This window comes from Streptomyces olivochromogenes (assembly GCF_021538895.1).
Classification (GTDB): domain Bacteria; phylum Actinomycetota; class Actinomycetes; order Streptomycetales; family Streptomycetaceae; genus Streptomyces; species Streptomyces olivochromogenes_A.
Genome location: NZ_JADDRL010000036.1, coordinates 66953 through 84010, shown reverse-complemented (window position 1 = coordinate 84010; position 17058 = coordinate 66953). Strand labels below are relative to the sequence as shown.

12 protein-coding genes are annotated in these 17058 nt (G+C 71.9%); 5 read left to right on the top strand and 7 right to left on the bottom strand.

Annotation, left to right across the window (positions count from 1 at the left end; translation table 11 throughout):
• Nucleotides 1-1762: 1762 nt before the first annotated feature.
• Complete coding sequence (locus IPZ69_RS19955) at nt 1763-1945, bottom strand: DUF397 domain-containing protein (protein WP_235455521.1); 183 nt, start codon at nt 1943-1945, stop codon at nt 1763-1765.
• Entirely contained in the window at nt 1942-2766 is an 825-nt protein-coding gene (locus IPZ69_RS19950) for a helix-turn-helix domain-containing protein (protein ID WP_235455520.1), read from the bottom strand. The genes IPZ69_RS19955 and IPZ69_RS19950 overlap by 4 nt, the downstream gene beginning before the upstream one ends.
• Before the next feature lie 112 nt (nt 2767-2878).
• Here IPZ69_RS19950 and IPZ69_RS19945 point away from each other — a divergent pair, with 112 nt between their 5' ends.
• The gene (locus IPZ69_RS19945) at nt 2879-3307 is read left to right on the top strand and encodes an ATP-binding protein (RefSeq protein ID WP_235455519.1); all 429 of its coding nucleotides are present in this window, start codon (nt 2879-2881) and stop codon (nt 3305-3307) included.
• A 61-nt stretch (nt 3308-3368) separates the two neighbouring features.
• Here IPZ69_RS19945 and argS read toward each other — a convergent pair whose 3' ends face one another.
• Entirely contained in the window at nt 3369-5135 is a 1767-nt protein-coding gene (argS, locus tag IPZ69_RS19940) for an arginine--tRNA ligase (protein WP_235455518.1), read from the bottom strand.
• Nucleotides 5136-5267: 132 nt separating this feature from the next.
• Between argS and lysS the strand changes: the two genes are divergently transcribed.
• Complete coding sequence (gene lysS, locus IPZ69_RS19935; protein WP_235455517.1) at nt 5268-7010, top strand: lysine--tRNA ligase; 1743 nt, start codon at nt 5268-5270, stop codon at nt 7008-7010.
• A 92-nt stretch (nt 7011-7102) separates the two neighbouring features.
• Here lysS and IPZ69_RS19930 read toward each other — a convergent pair whose 3' ends face one another.
• The 3 genes from IPZ69_RS19930 to IPZ69_RS19920 all read right to left on the bottom strand — a co-directional run bounded on the left by IPZ69_RS19930 (nt 7103) and on the right by IPZ69_RS19920 (nt 10469).
• Entirely contained in the window at nt 7103-8386 is a 1284-nt protein-coding gene (locus IPZ69_RS19930; protein WP_374293503.1) for a DUF2637 domain-containing protein, read from the bottom strand.
• Nucleotides 8387-8539: 153 nt separating this feature from the next.
• Nucleotides 8540-9466: a DUF3558 domain-containing protein gene (locus tag IPZ69_RS19925; RefSeq protein WP_235455516.1), complete on the bottom strand. Its 927-nt coding sequence runs from the start codon at nt 9464-9466 to the stop codon at nt 8540-8542.
• Nucleotides 9467-9584: 118 nt separating this feature from the next.
• Entirely contained in the window at nt 9585-10469 is an 885-nt protein-coding gene (locus tag IPZ69_RS19920; RefSeq protein ID WP_235455515.1) for a DUF3558 domain-containing protein, read from the bottom strand.
• Between the two features lie 217 nt (nt 10470-10686).
• Between IPZ69_RS19920 and IPZ69_RS19915 the strand changes: the two genes are divergently transcribed.
• On the top strand, nt 10687-11880 hold the full coding sequence (locus IPZ69_RS19915; protein WP_235455514.1) for an RtcB family protein: 1194 nt from the start codon (nt 10687-10689) through the stop codon (nt 11878-11880).
• Nucleotides 11881-11904: 24 nt separating this feature from the next.
• Here IPZ69_RS19915 and IPZ69_RS19910 read toward each other — a convergent pair whose 3' ends face one another.
• Entirely contained in the window at nt 11905-15204 is a 3300-nt protein-coding gene (locus IPZ69_RS19910; protein WP_235455513.1) for a BTAD domain-containing putative transcriptional regulator, read from the bottom strand.
• Between the two features lie 167 nt (nt 15205-15371).
• Between IPZ69_RS19910 and IPZ69_RS19905 the strand changes: the two genes are divergently transcribed.
• Both IPZ69_RS19905 and IPZ69_RS19900 read left to right on the top strand, forming a co-directional pair.
• A complete protein-coding gene (locus IPZ69_RS19905) occupies nt 15372-16070 on the top strand; it encodes a hemerythrin domain-containing protein (protein WP_235455512.1) in 699 nt (232 codons plus the stop codon).
• Nucleotides 16067-17011, top strand: a complete 945-nt coding sequence (locus IPZ69_RS19900) for a pyridoxamine 5'-phosphate oxidase family protein (protein WP_235455511.1) — start codon at nt 16067-16069, stop codon at nt 17009-17011. Before IPZ69_RS19905 ends, IPZ69_RS19900 begins: the two co-directional genes overlap by 4 nt.
• Nucleotides 17012-17058 lie beyond the last annotated feature (47 nt).

Here is a 17058-nt window from a genome sequence, read left to right as displayed (position 1 = left end):
CGGCCGGTGGGTGGGGGCGCGCAGGCCGAGTGGCGGCACGCCGGGACGGCTTAGCGGGTGAACGGCCGGTGGGTGAGGCGCATCCACGTCTCGCCGGCACGCCGGGTGGGCCCAGCGGCTTGCGGCCGGTGGGTGGGTGGCGCAACCGCACTTCACATGCACGCCGGGCCGGTCTAGCGGCTTGCGGCCGGTGGGTGGGAGCGCACAGGCCAAGCGGCGGCACGCCGGGACGGCTTAGCGGGTGAACGGCCGGTGGGTGAGGCGCATCCACGTCTCGCCGGCACGCCGGGACGGCTTAGCGGGTGGATGACCGGTGGGTGGGGCGCATCCACGTCTCGCCGGCACGCCGGGACGGCTTAGCGGGTGGATGACCGGTGGGTGGGGCGCATCCGCGTCTCGCTGGCACCGACTGGTTTGGCGACGAGCGCCCGGTGGGCGGGTGGCGCGGACGCGCCTGGCTCCCACGCCGGGGGGCTTAGCGGCTTGCGGCCGGTGGGTGGGGGCGCGCGGGCCGAGCGGCGGCACGCCAGGACGGCTTAGCGGCCTGCGGCCGGGAAGGCGGGCCCGCCAAGGCTAGGTGCCGGCTTGCTGCTGGGAAGGGCGACTTGCCGTCGACAGTGGTGAGGTGTGGGTGCGCGTCGCATGCTCGGGCGGCTGGGCTGTGTCCTGGTGGTGGGGGGGAGGGTGTGTGCGGGTCGGATGGCAGGCCCCGGTGGACCGTGGGTCGCCTTGGGTAAGCATGTGGAAGGTTTGGGACATCCGATGGTCGCATCAGCCCTGGATGTTGAGGTCCCGGCTGGCCGAAAGCGTCCACTTGCTTCCCGGGACGTGATCGGTGAGGCCAATGTGACGAGCGAGGCGGGACGTCCCCCGCCCACCAGCCCGCACCCTCTCCCGCTACTCACCGATAGCTGCCAAACCCACCCGACGTGCGCCCCCACCCAGCCACCCACCGACCGCTCGCCGCTGGGCTCACCCGGCGTGCCGCCGCCCAGCCGATGCGCACCAGCCTTCCACCGGCCGCTCGCCGCCAACCCCCGGCGTGCTGCCGAGGCACGACCGCGCCACCTCCCACCAGCCGTAAGCCGCCAAACCCTCCCGGCGTGCCGCCACTTGGCTCGCGCGCTCCCGCCCACTGGCCGTCCACTCGCTAAGCCCCCGGCGTGCCGCGACTCGGCTCGCGCGCTCCCGCCCACCGGCCGTCCACCCGCTAAGCGCACCCAACGTGCCGCGACTCGGCTCGCGCGCTCCCGCCCACCGGCCGTCCACTCGCTAAGCCCTCCCGGCGTGCGGGCGAGGCGCGACCGCGCCACCTCCCACTGCCCGCAACCCGCCAAACCCTCCCGGCGTGCCGCCACTTGGCTCGCGCGCTCCCGCCCACCGGCCGTCCACCCGCTAAGCCCACCCGGCGTGCGGGCGAGGCGCGACCGCGCCACCTCCCACTGCCCGCAACCCGCCAAACCCTCCCGGCGTGCAGGCGAGACGCGACCGCGCCACCTCCCACTGGCCGTTCGCCGCTAAGTCCACCCGGCGTGCAGGCGAGGCGCGGTCGCGCCCGTCATCCCTGGCCCAGAACGCAGCCCACCCCACGGCAAACCCCCCAAGCCGGCCACTTTCTCCGGGCTGCTCGCTCGCTTCTCACCCGTGCTGGAGCGGGCCGAGTCAAGGGTGGCCCGTAGGGCCATCGCCGAAGGCGACGCGGAGCGCCCTTTACTCGGGTCGTGGAGGCACGACACTGAGGAAGAAGCGGGCGGCCCAACGGTCACTTGAAGCAAGCGGTGAAGGCAATCCACGTGGCCGGGGTGACCTGGAGGGTGGGGCCGTCTTCGGGGGTGTTCTTGGAGTCGCGGATGTGGATGGTGTGGAGGGTGGGGGCAACTTCGAGGCACTGGCCGCCCTCATCGCCGCTATAGCTCGACTTGAACCACTGCAATGCGGTGCTCATTTGTCTCCTAGCAGGCGGTTGAGCAGGCCCTTCGACTCCTGAGGGGACATGGCCTGTGACCGCAGCATCGCATACTTGCGCGCCAGGATGGACACCTCATCCGGGTCAGAAACCCACTGGCTGCCGCGTTGGCCCTCCGTGTAGGCGAGGTGCTGGTAATCGGGTGTCTCCAGCAGGGTGAAGGGGCCGTTCACGCCCGCGTGCGTGGATGTCCGTGACAGGAACTGCACTGACAGTCCCGGAAGTTCGGCGCACTCCAGTAGCCGACGGAGCTGATCGCGGCGGACTTCCTCGCCCCCGAAACCGATGTACAGCACCGGCTCCCACACCACAAAACTCAACGTCGGTGGGCACTTGCGCTGCAGGATCTCCTGGCGGGCGACCCGAGCCTCCGTCTTGGTCGCCAACTCGTCCTCGTCGTACGCCGGTACGCGCTCGCGCAGCACCGCGCGCGCGTACTCGCGGGTCTGGAGCAGGCCGGGGACGACCAGCGCGTCGTACCAGGACAGGGCGATGGCCTCCCGCTCGTGCGCCATGTACTGCTCCGCGTAGAGCGGGAACTGGTCGATCTCCGGCAGGTTGTCCACCCCGGCGCTCAACAGCCCTTTGGTCTCCAGAAGTTGGTCGAGCAGCTCGGCCAGATCCCGCTTCAGCGGCCGTCGGCCCTGTTCGATCGACGCGATCGTCTCCTCGTCGACCATGAGCCGCTCGCCCAGGGCCCGTTGGGTGAAGCCCGCCGCACGGCGAGCCGTTCCGACCTGAACCCCGAGCATCTTCATGGCCGAGAGGTTCTTCCTTCGCGGAGGCTTCTTGGAGTTCATGCCGGTCCAACTCCCCACCCTGCCCGTACGCGACCCCGTACGAACCCGTACAAAAAATCTGTACGGGCTCACCCAGTGATCTACGGTAGTTACGCTGCGCGACATTCGTCCTGTGAACGCCGGAAACGAACTCCCCTGTCACCGCGACCAGTTCTACGCCCGAGACCGCAGGTCCGCGCCCGCCGCGCGGCGGTTCGCGTGGTGGACGTCGAAGTACTGGGGGCTGTACGACTGGGAACGGGCCGACGACATCACGCTCTGCGTGACCGAGCTGGCCACCAACGCGCTGCTGCACGGAGTCCCGCCGGGCCGCGGCTTCCTGCTGCGGCTCCGCTACGACGGCGACGTCTTCCGGGTCGAGGTGCACGACAGCGGATCCGGCACCCCGAGGGTCGCCGACGAGGCGGACGAGGGCGGGCGCGGGCTGTTGCTCGTGGCCGCCCTCGCCGACAAGTGGGGGGTGGGGGAGCGAGGGCTCGGCAAGGCGGTGTGGTGCGAATTCGCGCGCCCGGCCGTAGGGGGCCGATGGCCCGGCCCGTGACGACAGCGGCCCCCGCCGGAGGGAAGTCCTCCGGCGGGGGCCGTCGACGTATGTGCCGTGGTCAGAGACGCTCAGGCGTCCGGATGCCCAGCAGGGCCATGCCCTGGTGCAGGGTGCGGGCCGTCAGGTCGACCAGGAACAGGCGGTTCTCCATCTGCTGCGGGGTCTCGGCCTTCAGGACCGGGCACTGGTCGTAGAAGGTCGTGAGGAGCGTCGCCAGCTGGTAGAGGTACGCGGCCAGCTTGTGCGGCTCGTACGCCGACGCCACTTCCAGAACGGTCTCGGCGAACTGGTCCAGGTGGAGGCCCATCGCGCGCTCGGCGGGCGCCAGTTCCAGCTCCGGGTGGGCCGTCGGGCGGGCCTCGCCGGCCTTGCGCAGGATCGACTGGATACGGGCGTACGCGTACTGGAGGTAGACGGACGTGTCGCCGTTCAGCGAGACCATCTGGTCCAGGTCGAACTTGTAGTCGCGCACGGCGGAGGTCGACAGGTCGGCGTACTTCACCGCGCCGATGCCGACGTACCGGCCGTTCTCGACGATCTCCCGCTCGGACAGGCCCACCTTCTCGGCCTTCTCCCGGACGACGGTCGTGGCGCGGTCGACCGCCTCGTCGAGGAGGTCCTGCAGCTTGACCGTCTCGCCCGCACGGGTCTTGAACGGCTTGCCGTCCTTGCCGAGGACCGTGCCGAAGGCGAGCTGCTGCGCCTTCACGTCGTCGTTCAGCCAGCCCGCGCGGCGGGCCGTCTCGAAGACCATCCGGAAGTGCAGGGCCTGCCGGGCGTCGACGACGTACAGGAGCGTGTTCGCCTTCAGGTTGAAGACGCGGTCGCGGATCGCCGAGAGGTCGGTGGCCGCGTAGCCGTAGCCGCCGTCCGACTTCTGCACGATCAGCGGGACCGGCTTGCCGTCCGGGCCCTTGACGTCCTCGAAGAAGACGCACAGGGCGCCCTCGGAGCGGACCGCGACGCCGGACTCCTCCAGGAGGCGGCAGGTCTCGGCCAGCATGTCGTTGTAGCCGGACTCGCCGACGATGTCGGGGTCGCGGACCTCCATGTCCAGCTTCTCGAAGACGGAGAAGAAGTAGATCTTCGACTCGTCCACGAACTTCTGCCACATGGCGAGGGTCTTCGGCTCGCCGGCCTGGAGGTCGACCACCCGGCGGCGGGCCCGCGTCTTGAACTCCTCGTCGGAGTCGAAGAGCCCCCGCGCGGCCTTGTAGAGGCGGTCGAGGTTCGACATCGCCTCCTCGCCGGTCACCTCGGCGGCCTTGTGGTCCAGCTCGTGCGGGTGCTCGTCCAGGTACTGGATGAGCATGCCGAACTGGGTGCCCCAGTCGCCGATGTGGTGCCGGCGGACCACGCTCTCGCCGGTGAACTCCAGGATCTGGACGACCGCGTCGCCGATCACGGCGGAGCGCAGGTGACCGACGTGCATCTCCTTCGCCACGTTCGGCTGGGCGTAGTCGATCACCGTCGTGCCGGGCCGCTCCGCGAACGGGACGCCGAGGCGGTCCGTGTCCGCGTACCGCGCGGCCAGGTTCTCGGTGATCGCCCTGTCGCTGATGGTGATGTTGAGGAAGCCGGGGCCGGAGACCTCGATCTCCTTGATCACGTCACCCGCGACGACCTGGGAGACGACCTGGGTGGCCAGCTCCCGCGGGTTCGCCTTGGCCTTCTTGGCCAGCGCCAGGATCCCGTTGGCCTGGAAGTCGGCCCGGTCGCTTCGTCGCAGCAGCGGGTCCGCGGAGCCGGCGTCCGGCAGGGCCGCCGAGAGAGCCGTCGCGAGGTGCTGCTGGACTGAGTCGCTGAGGGACGTGACCGGGGCCATAGGAATGGGTGCCGTTCTCCTCGTGGGGATGGATAGACCCGGCCAGTATCCCATGGGAGGTAAAGCGGTTTTCCCGGTCGAGGGTCGGTCTGGGAGTATGGAGGTCCCACAAGAGTTCCAGGACAAGAGGACGTGCCGAACGTGGCTCAGAGCACCGAGACCACCGACTGGGTCTCCCGTTTCGCGGATGAGGTCATCGAGGAGTCGGAGCGTCGGGCCCCGGGCAAACCGGTCGTCGTCGCCTCCGGTCTGTCGCCCTCGGGCCCCATCCACCTGGGGAACCTGCGCGAGGTCATGACCCCCCACCTGGTCGCCGACGAGATCCGGCGGCGCGGGTACCAGGTGCGCCACCTCATCTCCTGGGACGACTACGACCGCTACCGCAAGGTGCCGGCCGGCATCGCGGGCATCGACGAGTCCTGGGCCGAGCACATCGGCAAGCCCCTGACCGCCGTGCCCGCCCCGAAGGGCTCCGCGTACCCGAACTGGGCCGAGCACTTCAAGGCCGCCATGGTCGAGTCGCTGGCCGAGATGGGCGTCGAGTTCGACGGGATCAGCCAGACGGACCAGTACACCTCCGGGGTGTACCGCGAGCAGATCCTGCACGCCATGAAGCACCGTGGCGACATCGACGCGATCCTCGCGCAGTACCGGACCAAGCCGAAGGCCGCGAAGAAGCAGCAGCAGAAGGCCGTCGACGAGGCCGAGCTGGAGGCCGAGGAGGGTTCGGGCGCGGCGAGCGAGGACGACGGCAGCTCCGGCTTGGGCGGGTACTTCCCGTACAAGCCGTACTGCGGCGACTGCGGCAAGGACCTCACCACCGTCACCTCGTACGACGACGACACCACCGAGCTGGCCTACACCTGCGACGAGTGCGGCTTCTCGGAGACCGTCCGGCTGAGCGAGTTCAACCGCGGCAAGCTGGTCTGGAAGGTCGACTGGCCGATGCGGTGGGCGTACGAGGGCGTGATCTTCGAGCCGTCCGGTGTCGACCACTCCTCGCCGGGGTCGTCGTTCCAGGTCGGCGGGCAGATCGTCGGGATCTTCGGCGGCAAGCAGCCCATCGGTCCCATGTACGCGTTCGTCGGCATCTCCGGCATGGCGAAGATGTCGTCCTCCCGGGGCGGCGTGCCGACCCCGGCGGACGCCCTGCAGATCATGGAGCCGCAGATCCTGCGCTGGCTGTACGCCCGGCGCCGGCCGAACCAGTCCTTCAAGATCGCCTTCGACCAGGAGATCCAGCGGCTGTACGACGAGTGGGACAAGCTCGCGGGCAAGGTCGCCGACGGCTCCGCGCTGCCGGCCGACGTCGCCGCGCACTCCCGCGCGGTGCGGACCGCCGCCGGTGAGCTGACAAAGACGGCGCGCCCGATGGCGTACCGGACGCTGGCGTCGGTCGCCGACATCACCGCCGGGCACCAGGACCAGGCGCTGCGGATCCTCAGCGAGCTGGACCCGCAGAACCCGCTCGGCTCGCTGGACGAGGCCCGGCCGCGGTACGACAAGGCCGAGGCCTGGATCAACACGCACGTCCCCGCCGACCAGCGGACCATCGTGCGCGACGAGCCCGACGCCGAGCTGCTGAAGTCCCTCGACGAGGCCTCCCAGCAGTCGGTGCGGCTGCTGCTCGACGGGCTGGCCGAGCACTGGTCCCTGGACGGGCTGACCCACCTCGTCTACGGCGTGCCCAAGGTCCAGGCCGGGTTCTCCGCCGACGCCACGCCCAAGGAGCTGCCGCCGGAGATCAAGACCGCCCAGCGGACGTTCTTCGCGCTGCTGTACCACCTGCTGGTGAGCCGGGACACCGGGCCGCGGCTGCCCACGCTGCTGCTGGCGGTCGGGCAGGACCGGGTGCGCAAGCTGCTCGGGGAGTAGGACGCAACGGAAAGGGGCCCTCGCGAGAGGGCCCCTTTTCTGTGCGCCGTGTCCGTTTACTTCCGTCTGCTTCCGACTGCCGTGCTCCGCCGTCAGGCGATGTGGTCGGCTTCCAGTTCCGCGTTGAAGCGGTTGGTGAAGCGGTTGACCATGCGGTCGGCCTCGCGGGCCGGGAGCGCGATGCCGTACGTCGACTCCACGTCGTCGCGGTACTGGCCGGGGGTGGGGAAGCTGCCGTCTATCGACTGGCGGAAGACCTGGTAGTAGGCCTCCTCGTCGGGCTCCGGCGGGCCGCCGCCCTCGCCGAGTTCGCGGGTGCGGTTCGGGCCCACCGGGATGGGGAAGCTGCCGGTGTCCTCCGGGGAGGGCTCGGCGGCCTCGGGCTCCAGGAACCGCTGCTGCTGTTCCTGGAACTCCTGGTACTGCTGCTGCTCCGCGAACCAGGCCGCGTACTGCTGCTCGGGCACGTACGGGGGGTCGAAGGTGGGGTCGTAGTCGCCCTGGTAGTTGATCTGCTCAAGGGGGCCCTGGAACCACGGGCTCTGGTCGTCCGGGGCCTGCGGGGCTTCCGGTTGCCCGGCGTTGGGGTTGCCGAGCAGCTCGGGGCGCTGCTCGACGGGAGGAGCGCTCTGCTGCGGGACGGGCGCGGGGGTGGCCTGCGTCCGTGCCGGGGGTATCACCGCCGGCTCGATGCCCGCCGCGGCCAGGCCTGCCGGGGCCGTCTCGCCGAGAGGGACTCCGTAGCGGGCCAGGCGCAGCGGCATCAGGGACTCCACCGGGGCCTTGCGGCGCCAGGCGCGGCCGAAGCGGGCCTGGAGGCGGGCCTGGTAGACGAGACGCTCCTGCTCCAGCTTGATCACCTGGTCGTAGGAGCGCAGCTCCCACAGCTTCATCCGGCGCCACAGCAGGAAGGTCGGCACGGGGGAGAGCAGCCAGCGGGTGAGGCGGACGCCCTCCATGTGCTTGTCGGCGGTGATGTCGGCGATCCGGCCGATGGCGTGGCGGGCGGCCTCGACGGCGACCACGAACAGGATCGGGATCACCGCGTGCATGCCCACGCCCAGCGGGTCCGGCCAGGCGGCGGCGCCGTTGAAGGCGATCGTCGCCGCGGTCAGCACCCAGGCCGTCTGGCGCAGGAGCGGGAACGGGATGCGGATCCAGGTGAGCAGCAGGTCCAGGGCGAGCAGGACACAGATGCCCGCGTCGATGCCGATCGGGAAGACGTACGAGAAGTTCCCGAAGCCCTTTTGGATGGCCAGCTCGCGGACGGCCGCGTAGGAACCGGCGAAGCCGATACCGGCGATGATCACGGCGCCGGTCACGACCACGCCAATGAGGATGCGGTGCATCCGAGTCAGCTGCAGTGGCGCGGCCACGTACTCCCCTCCCCTTGCGTGTTGTTGCGCGCAACAGGGTGGCACATGAGTGCGGCGAACGTGTTGCCGGTGGTCCCGGAGCCCGGCCCGGCGGAAGGCCGGACTCCGTCACATTGTGTGGATGAGCTGGGCGTTGTGTGCCAGGTGTGACGGTCAGCTCTTCTTCGACGCTGACTTGGACGGAGAGGCACTCGGGGCCTTCGAGGAGGAACCGCCCGCCGACTTCGACGCCGACTTGGACGGCGAGGGCTTCGTCGTGCCCGAATTCGCCCCGGAGCCCGACCCTCCGCTGTTCGCCGAGGTCACCGAGGCGACGACCTCCTTGGCCGCCTTCAGGGCCGCCTTCGACAGGGTGTCGGCGCTCGGCGTCTTGTCGCCGGCCAGGCCCGCACCGTTGTAGTCGAGGGTGATGACGACGTTCTCGACGCGCGCCACGACCGTGTGCTGCTTGAAGGTGCCTTCCTTCTTCTTCAGGTCGTAGCGCACCGAGGTCGCCTCGTCACCCGTTCCGGAGACCGGCGCCGAGTTGGCGTTCTTCGCGCCGTCCACGGACCGGGCGTCCTGGACCTGCTTCTGGTAGTACGCCTGCGCCTGCTTCTCGGCGGAGCCGCGGCTGGCGTCGGAGTCGAAGCGGAGGAGGGAGACGTTGAGCCAGCGGAACTGGGAGCCCTTCACGCCGTTGTTGTCCAGGCTGTTCCAGGAGCAGCTGGCACGGGACGCCGTATCGTCCGTAGAGCCCTCCTTGCCCGACTTCGACCCCTTCGGTACGAGTTCGCCCAGAGTCTTGCCCGACACCACCCCGCACACCTCCGGAAGCTTCCGGTAGGCGGCCGCCTGCACGGTCGGGGAGGCGCTCTTGGTGTTGTCGCCGCCGGTGGCGCTGCTGCTGGCGGACTGCTGGGCCTTGTCGCCGCCGTCGTCGCCGGAGTCCGAGGAGCAGCCGGCGGCGACGAGCATCACGGGGACGGCGGCGGCGCAGACAAGGATGCGGCGGAGGCCTCCCGCTCGCTGGTCACGCTCGTCACGCTGGGCACGGTGGTCGTCTCGCATGGCTGCTCGCTGCATGGTTCCTTCACTCATGACGCTCGGGTTTCCTGCGGTCGGATCGGGTCCGAGGGGTCACGGTACGCGGTGAGCGAGCTGTGCGGTTCCGGTTCACGGGCTTTGCGTACGGCCCCGGCGCGGGGCCGCGGCGCGGCTAACCGTTGAGGGAGTCGGCCAGTTGTGCGGCCAGATTTTGCGCCCTGTCCTGCATTTCCTTGCTGTCCGGGACCGTGCCGGTGGCGGTCGGCTGCTCCTCGTACTCGATGGTCACGATGACGTTGGACGTGCGGAACACCACAGTCACCGTCCGCTGTCCGGCCGCCGAACCGGCGCCGTTCAGCTGGTCGTCGAGGAAGCCCTCGTCGCCGAGCCCGTCGAGGGTGCGGGGCTGGAGGTTGGCGGCGGAGGAGGCGGAGGGGGAGGACTGCGAGCCGGAGCCCGATCCGGAGGCGGGCGGGGAGCCGGACGGGGAGCCGGTCGGGGACACGGTCGACGTCGGCGAGGACGTCGGCGACGAGGAGGGCGACGAGGGCGACTCGGTGGACGAGGAGCTCGGCTCGCTGCCGGCGGCCACCGTGGAGGCGGTGGGCTCGGGCAGGTCGGCCGCGGTCTCCCGGGTGGCGTAGAGCTGCTCGGCCTGGCTGTCGTCGCTGACCGCGGTGTCGTACGAGACGACCCGCTCGAAGTCGACGAGCAGGTGGTCGGTCGCGGCGGCGGACTCGACCTTCCAGCGGCAGCCGACCTTCCGGTCGGTGTCGTACGTCAGCGTCGCCTCGCCCTCGTACGCCTTGTCCCGCTGATCCGCGTCGGCGATCTGCGCGATGCCGGGCAGCAGGGAGTCGAGGGTGTCGTGGTCGACCGCGCTGCAGGCTTCGGGCAGGACGCGGTACTTGCCGGGCTCGGCGACCGCGGAGGCCGTGGTGCCGGTGCCCGGGTTCGCGTTGTCCGTCGTGTCCTTGTCCGCCGAGCCGCTGGTGCAGCCGGCCAGCAGGGCCGCGAGGAGCGCTGCGGTGCCGGGTACGTAGGCCTTCCGCTGCACGGTCAGGCTCCTCTCGACGGTGTCCGCGCGACGAAAGCCGCGGTCGGTGATCCAGTGTCCCCGCTGGTTAATCGCTTGCCGCGGCGGGGCGCCCCCAGACAACAATGTGTATCGCACGCACCACCGTGGACGCCGGTCCGTTGTCCCTTTCGTTGACCTTGGCTCCGGTTTTTGCGTTTCAAGGCTTCTGTTTGGTTACCGGGGGAAAGAGGACGATATGTCGTACGTGGAAATGCCGGGCGCGAAGGTTCCGATCCGTATGTGGACCGATCCCGCGACCGTGGAGGACGTGGCGCTGCAGCAGCTCCGCAACGTCGCCACCCTGCCCTGGATCAAGGGCCTGGCGGTCATGCCGGACGTCCACTTCGGAAAGGGTGCGACGGTCGGCTCGGTCATCGCGATGCGGGGCGCGGTGTGCCCGGCGGCGGTCGGCGTCGACATCGGCTGCGGCATGTCGGCGGTGCGGACGTCACTGACCGCTAACGACCTCCCCGGTGATCTCTCCCGGCTCCGGTCGAAGATCGAGCAGGCCATTCCGGTGGGGCGGGGGATGCATGACGACGCCGTGGACCCCGGACGGCTGCACGGTCTGCCGACCGCCGGCTGGGACGGGTTCTGGGGACGCTTCGACGGGGTCGCCGAGGCCGTGAAGTTCCGCGAGGAGCGGGCGACGAAGCAGATGGGCACGCTCGGCAGCGGAAATCACTTTTGGGAGTTTTGTCTCGATTCGGACAATGCGGTCTGGATCATGCTGCACTCCGGATCCCGGAACATCGGCAAGGAGTTGGCCGAGCACCACATCGGCGTGGCCCAGAAGCTCCCGCACAACCAGGGCTTGGTCGACCGTGACCTCGCGGTCTTCGTCTCGGACACCCCGCAGATGGCCGCGTACCGGCACGACCTGTTCTGGGCGCAGGAATACGCGCGGTACAACCGCGCCGTCATGATGGCGATTTCCAAGGAGGTGATCCGTCGCGAATTCAAGAAGGCGAAGGTCACCTTCGAGCCGGAGATCTCCTGCCACCACAACTACGTGGCGGAGGAGCGGTACGAGGGCATGGACCTGCTCGTCACCCGCAAGGGCGCGATCCGCGCGGGCTCCGGCGAGTACGGGATCATCCCCGGCTCCATGGGCACCGGCTCGTACATCGTGAAGGGCCTCGGGAACGAGCAGTCCTTCAACTCGGCCTCGCACGGCGCCGGCCGGCGCATGAGCCGCAACGCGGCCAAGCGCCGCTTCTCGACGAAGGACCTGGAGGAGCAGACACGGGGCGTGGAGTGCCGCAAGGACTCCGGCGTCGTCGACGAGATCCCGGGCGCCTACAAGCCGATCGAGCAGGTCATCGACCAGCAGCGGGACCTCGTTGAGGTAGTGGCGAAGCTGAAGCAGGTCGTCTGCGTGAAGGGCTGACGCGGCCGGGCCGGCCGGGCCGGGCTAACCGAGCCGGGCCGCGGCCCGACGTGCCGCGGCGGCGTGGTGGGCCGAGTCCCAGGCGCGGGCGACTCGCTCGGCCAGGGCGTAGGCCTCGGCCGCGGACCGCCGCTCACCGGTGAACCGGTACAGGTCGCCGAGCGGATGGGCGAGCGGACGCGTGGCGTACGCCCCGCCCGCCGCGCCGGCGAACTGCTCCCGCAGGGGCAGCAGTTGCCGGATCAGCTCGGCCGCCGTGTCCCGGTCGCCCAGCCGGACCGCGAGCTCGCAGCGGTAGTCCAGCTCCACGCCGTAGAGGTGGTCCGTCACCGGACGCGGCGGGAAGGACACGGCCCGGGCCTCGTCCAGCCGGCCCAGGCGGGCCAGGACCAGGGCGTGCGCGACGGCGACGGGGGCGCCGACGGCCGCGTGCACCTGGCGGACGACCGGCTCGATGTCGGCCTCCCGCCCCTGGGTGAGCCGGATGGTCCACAGGCCCAGCGTGCGCGGGCCCGTGGCGTGGTGCGCCCCGACCCGCTGGAACAGCCCGTCCGCCTCGGCGTACCGGGCCTCCGCCTCGTCGAAACGGCCGGCGGTCGCGGCCAGCATGGCCAACGTGGTGGCGTTGATGGCCCGCGCCCAGCGCATCCGGTAGCGCTGCGCCAGTTCCAGGCCCGCGGCGGTGTGCCGGCGTACCGCGTCCGGATCGTTGCGGGTCGCGGCGGTCAGTCCGTCGAGGTGCTCGCACACCCAGTGGTAGGCGGGAAGGTCGTGCGTCCGGGCGAGGCCGCGCAGTTCGTCGACGAGCGGCGTGCGGTCGGCGCCCTGCAGTTCGTGCGGCAGCAGCCGGGCCGACGTCATCAGCGCCGAGGCCAGCAGCCGCGGTTCGCCGTCGGCCCGCGCCAGCGCCAGCTGGGCCCGCGCCGCCGTGGCCGCCCGTGGCGCGTCCTCGCCCGCCACCGCGTCCGCCAGGACCTGGAGCACGCGGGCACGGGTCGGACCGTCCAGTGTGTCGTCGTGGGCGAGCCGTTCCAGGCGGGCCAGCGCGGTCCGGTCCCAGAAGCCCTCCAGCCGGCTGCGCCAGGGCGAGGGCTCGGTCCAGGCGCCGTAGACCGCCGCGGCCAGGTCGTCCCGGCCCGCCCGCACCGCCAGGTCGACCGCCTGCTGCCGGGTGTGCCGGGCCGCGTCCGTGGCACCGGCCCGCACCTGCGCGCCGAGCAGCCGCACCAGCAGCGCGACCGTGTCGTCCGGGTGGGCGTCGGTGTCGGCGGTGGCCGCGGCCTGCGCGTCCAGGGCCTGCTGGATCAGCCCGACGGCCACGTCGTGGGCGTAGCGCCGCTCGGCCACCTCGGCGGCGCGCAGCGCGTAGTCGACGGCCAGGGGAGCGTTCGCCGTCCTGCCCGAGCGGGCGAAGTGGTGGGCCAGTCCGGCCAGGTCGTCCGGGCGGTGCCGGCGCAGTTCCCGGGCGATGCGGTCGTGCAGGCGCGAGCGGCGTATGCCCGACAGGTCGGTGTACACGGTGTCGCGGACCAGCGCGTGCACGAACCGGACGCGTCCGGGCCCGGGCTCGGTCAGCAGATCCGCGGCCACGGCGGCGTCGAGCCCCGCCAGTACGGTCTCCTCGTCCGCGTCCGCCAGCAGCGCCACGTCGGACTCCAGCCCCGCGACGGCCGCGAGCCGCAGGGCCGCACGCGCGTCGGCGGACAGCAGCGCCAGCCGTCTGCGCAGCACGTCCCGCACCCCCTGGGGTACCTCGGACACGGCCACCAGCGCGCCCTCGCCGGCCAGCAGCCGCGCGCTCTCCCATACATAGAACGGATTGCCGCCGGTGCGTTCGGCGAGCGCCGCCACCGTGGTCGCGTCCACGGGTTCGCCGCAGACGGCGTCGACCACGGTGGCGACGTCGCCCGGTGACAGACCGGTGAGCGCGATGCGGTGCGGCAGCCGGGGAGCGAGGTGGGCCAGGGTCTTGGCCAGCTGCTCGCCCCCCTCGGCCGGGCGGTAGCTGGCGACGGTGAGGAGGGCCACGCCGGTGACCGCGGTCGCCGCTTCGAGCAGGGCGAGGGTCTGGCCGTCGGCGCGGTGCAGGTCCTCGACCAGCACGGCGAGCGGCCGCGCGCCGGCCGCGTCCCGGAGCCAGGCGGTGAAGGCGCGGTGCATACGGAAGAGTCCCGCGGTCGCCTCGTCGCGGGTCGTGGCGGCCGTGCCGTCCGGTTCGTACAGCAGGGCCGCCAGTTCCCGGTGCTGCGCCGGGGGCACGGTCCGGGCGAGCGTGCCGAGCGCCTCCACCCAGGCCCAGGCCGGCGGTGCGCCCTCGTACTCCGGGCAGCGGCCGATCACCACCGTCCAGCCCTCCCTGCGCAGACGGTCGGCGAGCCGGCCGAGCAGGGCGGACTTGCCCGCGCCCGCCTCCCCGGTGACCAGCACCGTGCCGCCCGTGCGCCGGGCGGCCCGCGCGGCCGTGTCCAGGGCTCGCAACTCCGCGCTCCTGCCGACGAAGAGCTCGTGTCCGCCGCCGGGCAGACCGGCCGGGGCGGCGCCGGCCGACGGCGGTTCCGGTACGGCCGCGCGCAGCACGTCCAGCCGCTGGGCGAGGACGGCCTGTTCCAGCTCCGCCAGGGCCGGGGAGGGATCGCAGCCGAGTTCGTCGCGCAGTACGGACTTCGCGCCGCGCAGCGCGCCGAGGGCATCGCCGCGCCGGCCGCCGGCCCAGTGGGCGAGCGTCAGCAGCCGCCAGCCCTCCTCCCGCAACGGGCTCTCCCGCACCATCTCCTCGGCCGCCGCTGCGGCCTCGGCCAGGTGCCCGGTGCGCAGATCGGCCGCGACGGCGAGTTCACGGGCCTCGGCGCGCAGCGCGCCCAGCCGGGCCACCTCGGGCCCCGCCCAGGTCTCGTCCGCGTGCTCCAGGAAGGCGGGCCCCCGCCACCAGCGCAGCGCCTCGGCCAGCGACTCGCGGGCCTGCGCGGCCGGGGCGCGCCGGGCGCGGCCCACCCAGGCCTCGAAACGCCAGGCGTCCACCGCCTCTTCGGGCAGCCGCAGGGCGTATCCCGGGGGCGAGGAGACCAGGACCGAGGCGGGGGTACGGGGCAGCCGCTCGGGTTCGAGCAGGCGGCGCAGGTTCGACACGTACGCGTGCAGGGACACGGTCGCCTTGGCCGGGGGCGCCCCGCGCCACAGGTCGTCCGCCACGCGGTCGACGGAGACCACCGCGCCGCGGGCCGCGATCAGAAGCGCGAGGAGCGCCCGCTGCCGCGGGGCTCCCAGTCCCACCGGTTCCCCCGCGACGTCGGCACCCAAAGGACCCAGGACTCTGATACGCAGCACGTCGCCGGAATCTAGCCGAGGACCGTACGCATCCCGTCAATGAGGGGTAAACGCCCTGGCCAGGAAGGCATCGGGCACGGCGCCGAGCGGGACGCCAAGTCGTCGCCAAGTGGGCGGCGGCAGCGTGGGCATCCGTTGTCCGAAACCGATCGTTGGAGCACACCCGCGTGTCCCTCAGCAGTGCACCGTCCGGCCTCCCCGCCGACGGGCGTCCCTACACCCACGAGATGGTCGTGGTCCACCGCGTCTTCCGCCGCGAGTCGGCGCTGCTGCCCCGGCTGGTGCGTGCCGTACCGGACGGCGCGTCGGCACGGGCCGCGGAGGTCTCGGCCTATCTGACCGACTACGTGACGGGTCTGCACCACCACCACACCCTTGAGGACGAGCTGATCTGGCCGCTCGTGCGCGCTCGGGCCGCGAACGAGGAGCTGGTCGTCCGGATGGCCGAGCAGCACGAACGCATCGACGCCACCCTGGCGGCGGTCGCGCAGTGGGCACCCCAGTGGCAGCGGTCGGCCGACAGCGTCGCCGGGCAGGAGCTCGCCCTGGCGCTGGAGGAGCACCGGCTCGTGCTGCTCGACCACCTCGACGACGAGGAGCGGCTGGTCCTTCCGCTGGTCGAGGAGCACCTGACCGTCGACGAATGGGACGAGGTCGGCCGCCGCGGGCTGGAGACCCTCCCGAAGAACAAGGTCATGCTCGCCATCGGCGCGATTCTGGAGGACGCCACCGAGGAGGAGCGGGCCTACTTCCTCGGCCGGGCGCCGCTGCTGGGACGCCTCGTGTGGCGGCTGGTGGGCCGGCGGCAGTACGCCTCCTTCTGCCGCGGCATGCGGGCCCCGCTGACCGGGGAGGCGGGACGGTGACCGTCCTCGACTCCGCCCCGCTCGCCGTCCTCGACGCCTACCGCACCTGCGAGTTCGCCACGCTGGGCCGGGACGGTACGCCGCTGGCCTGGCCGACGGCGGTGCGGCGGCACGAGGACGGCACGCTCCGGCTGACCACGTCCCTGGCGTTCGCGCAGAAGGCGCTGAACGTGCGCCGGGACGGACGCGTCGCCCTGCTCTTCTCCGACCCCACCGGCAGCGGTCTCGGCGACGCCCCGCAGATCTTCGTCGGCGGCCGGGCCGAGTGCCCCGAGGACATCAGGACGGGCCCCGAGGACCTTGAGGACTACTGGCGGATGCTCTTCGAGCGGCAGCCGCACAGCCGGTCGTATCTCGCGTGGCCCATGCGGCGGTTGATGGACTGGTACTACCTGCGGCTCGTCATCACCGTGGCTCCGGAACAGGTGATCGTGCGGCCCGCCTCGGTGCCGCCCCTGCCGCAGATGTCAGCCGTCGCGGGCGGCGCACCGCTGCCCGGGGCCGCGCGGCTCGCCGGCTACTCCACCGCGGTCCTCGGCGCCCGCGACGCGTCCGGGGCGCCCGTCCTGGCCCGGACCCGGACGGCACCGGCGGCCGGCGGCTTCGCGGTGCTCCCGCCCGACGACCGCGCGGTGGCTCCCGGCCCGGCCTCGCTGCTGGTGCACCGGCACGACGAGCGGCTCAACCACATGCGGAACGCGCTGGTCCGCGGTGAGCTGTGCCGGACCGACGAGGGCTGGCTGCTGGTTCCCGGCAAGGTGCTGGAGCCGATGGGCTCGGGACGGCCGAGCGACGCGCCGCGGGTGCTGCGCAGCACCCAGCGGGCCACCGACCGGTATCTGCAACGCCGGGGTCTGGCCCGGCCCCAGGTGCGCTGGGACCGGTTCCGCGAGGTCGCGGCGTCCGCTGCCCGGCCCGGCCGGTCGCGATGGGCGTCCTGATCACCCTCGTGGCCGTCGCGGTCGCGGGAGCGGTGGGACGGCTCGTC

Excerpts from the sequence above, each read along its gene's own strand:
- IPZ69_RS19925 (WP_235455516.1), bottom strand. The coding sequence starts at position 9,466 with ATGAGTGAAGGAACCATGCAGCGAGCAGCCATGCGAGACGACCACCGT.
- IPZ69_RS19950 (WP_235455520.1), bottom strand. The coding sequence starts at position 2,766 with ATGAACTCCAAGAAGCCTCCGCGAAGGAAGAACCTCTCGGCCATGAAG.
- argS (WP_235455518.1), bottom strand. The coding sequence starts at position 5,135 with ATGGCCCCGGTCACGTCCCTCAGCGACTCAGTCCAGCAGCACCTCGCG.
- IPZ69_RS19915 (WP_235455514.1), top strand. The coding sequence starts at position 10,687 with ATGTCGTACGTGGAAATGCCGGGCGCGAAGGTTCCGATCCGTATGTGG.
- IPZ69_RS19955 (WP_235455521.1), bottom strand. The coding sequence starts at position 1,945 with ATGAGCACCGCATTGCAGTGGTTCAAGTCGAGCTATAGCGGCGATGAG.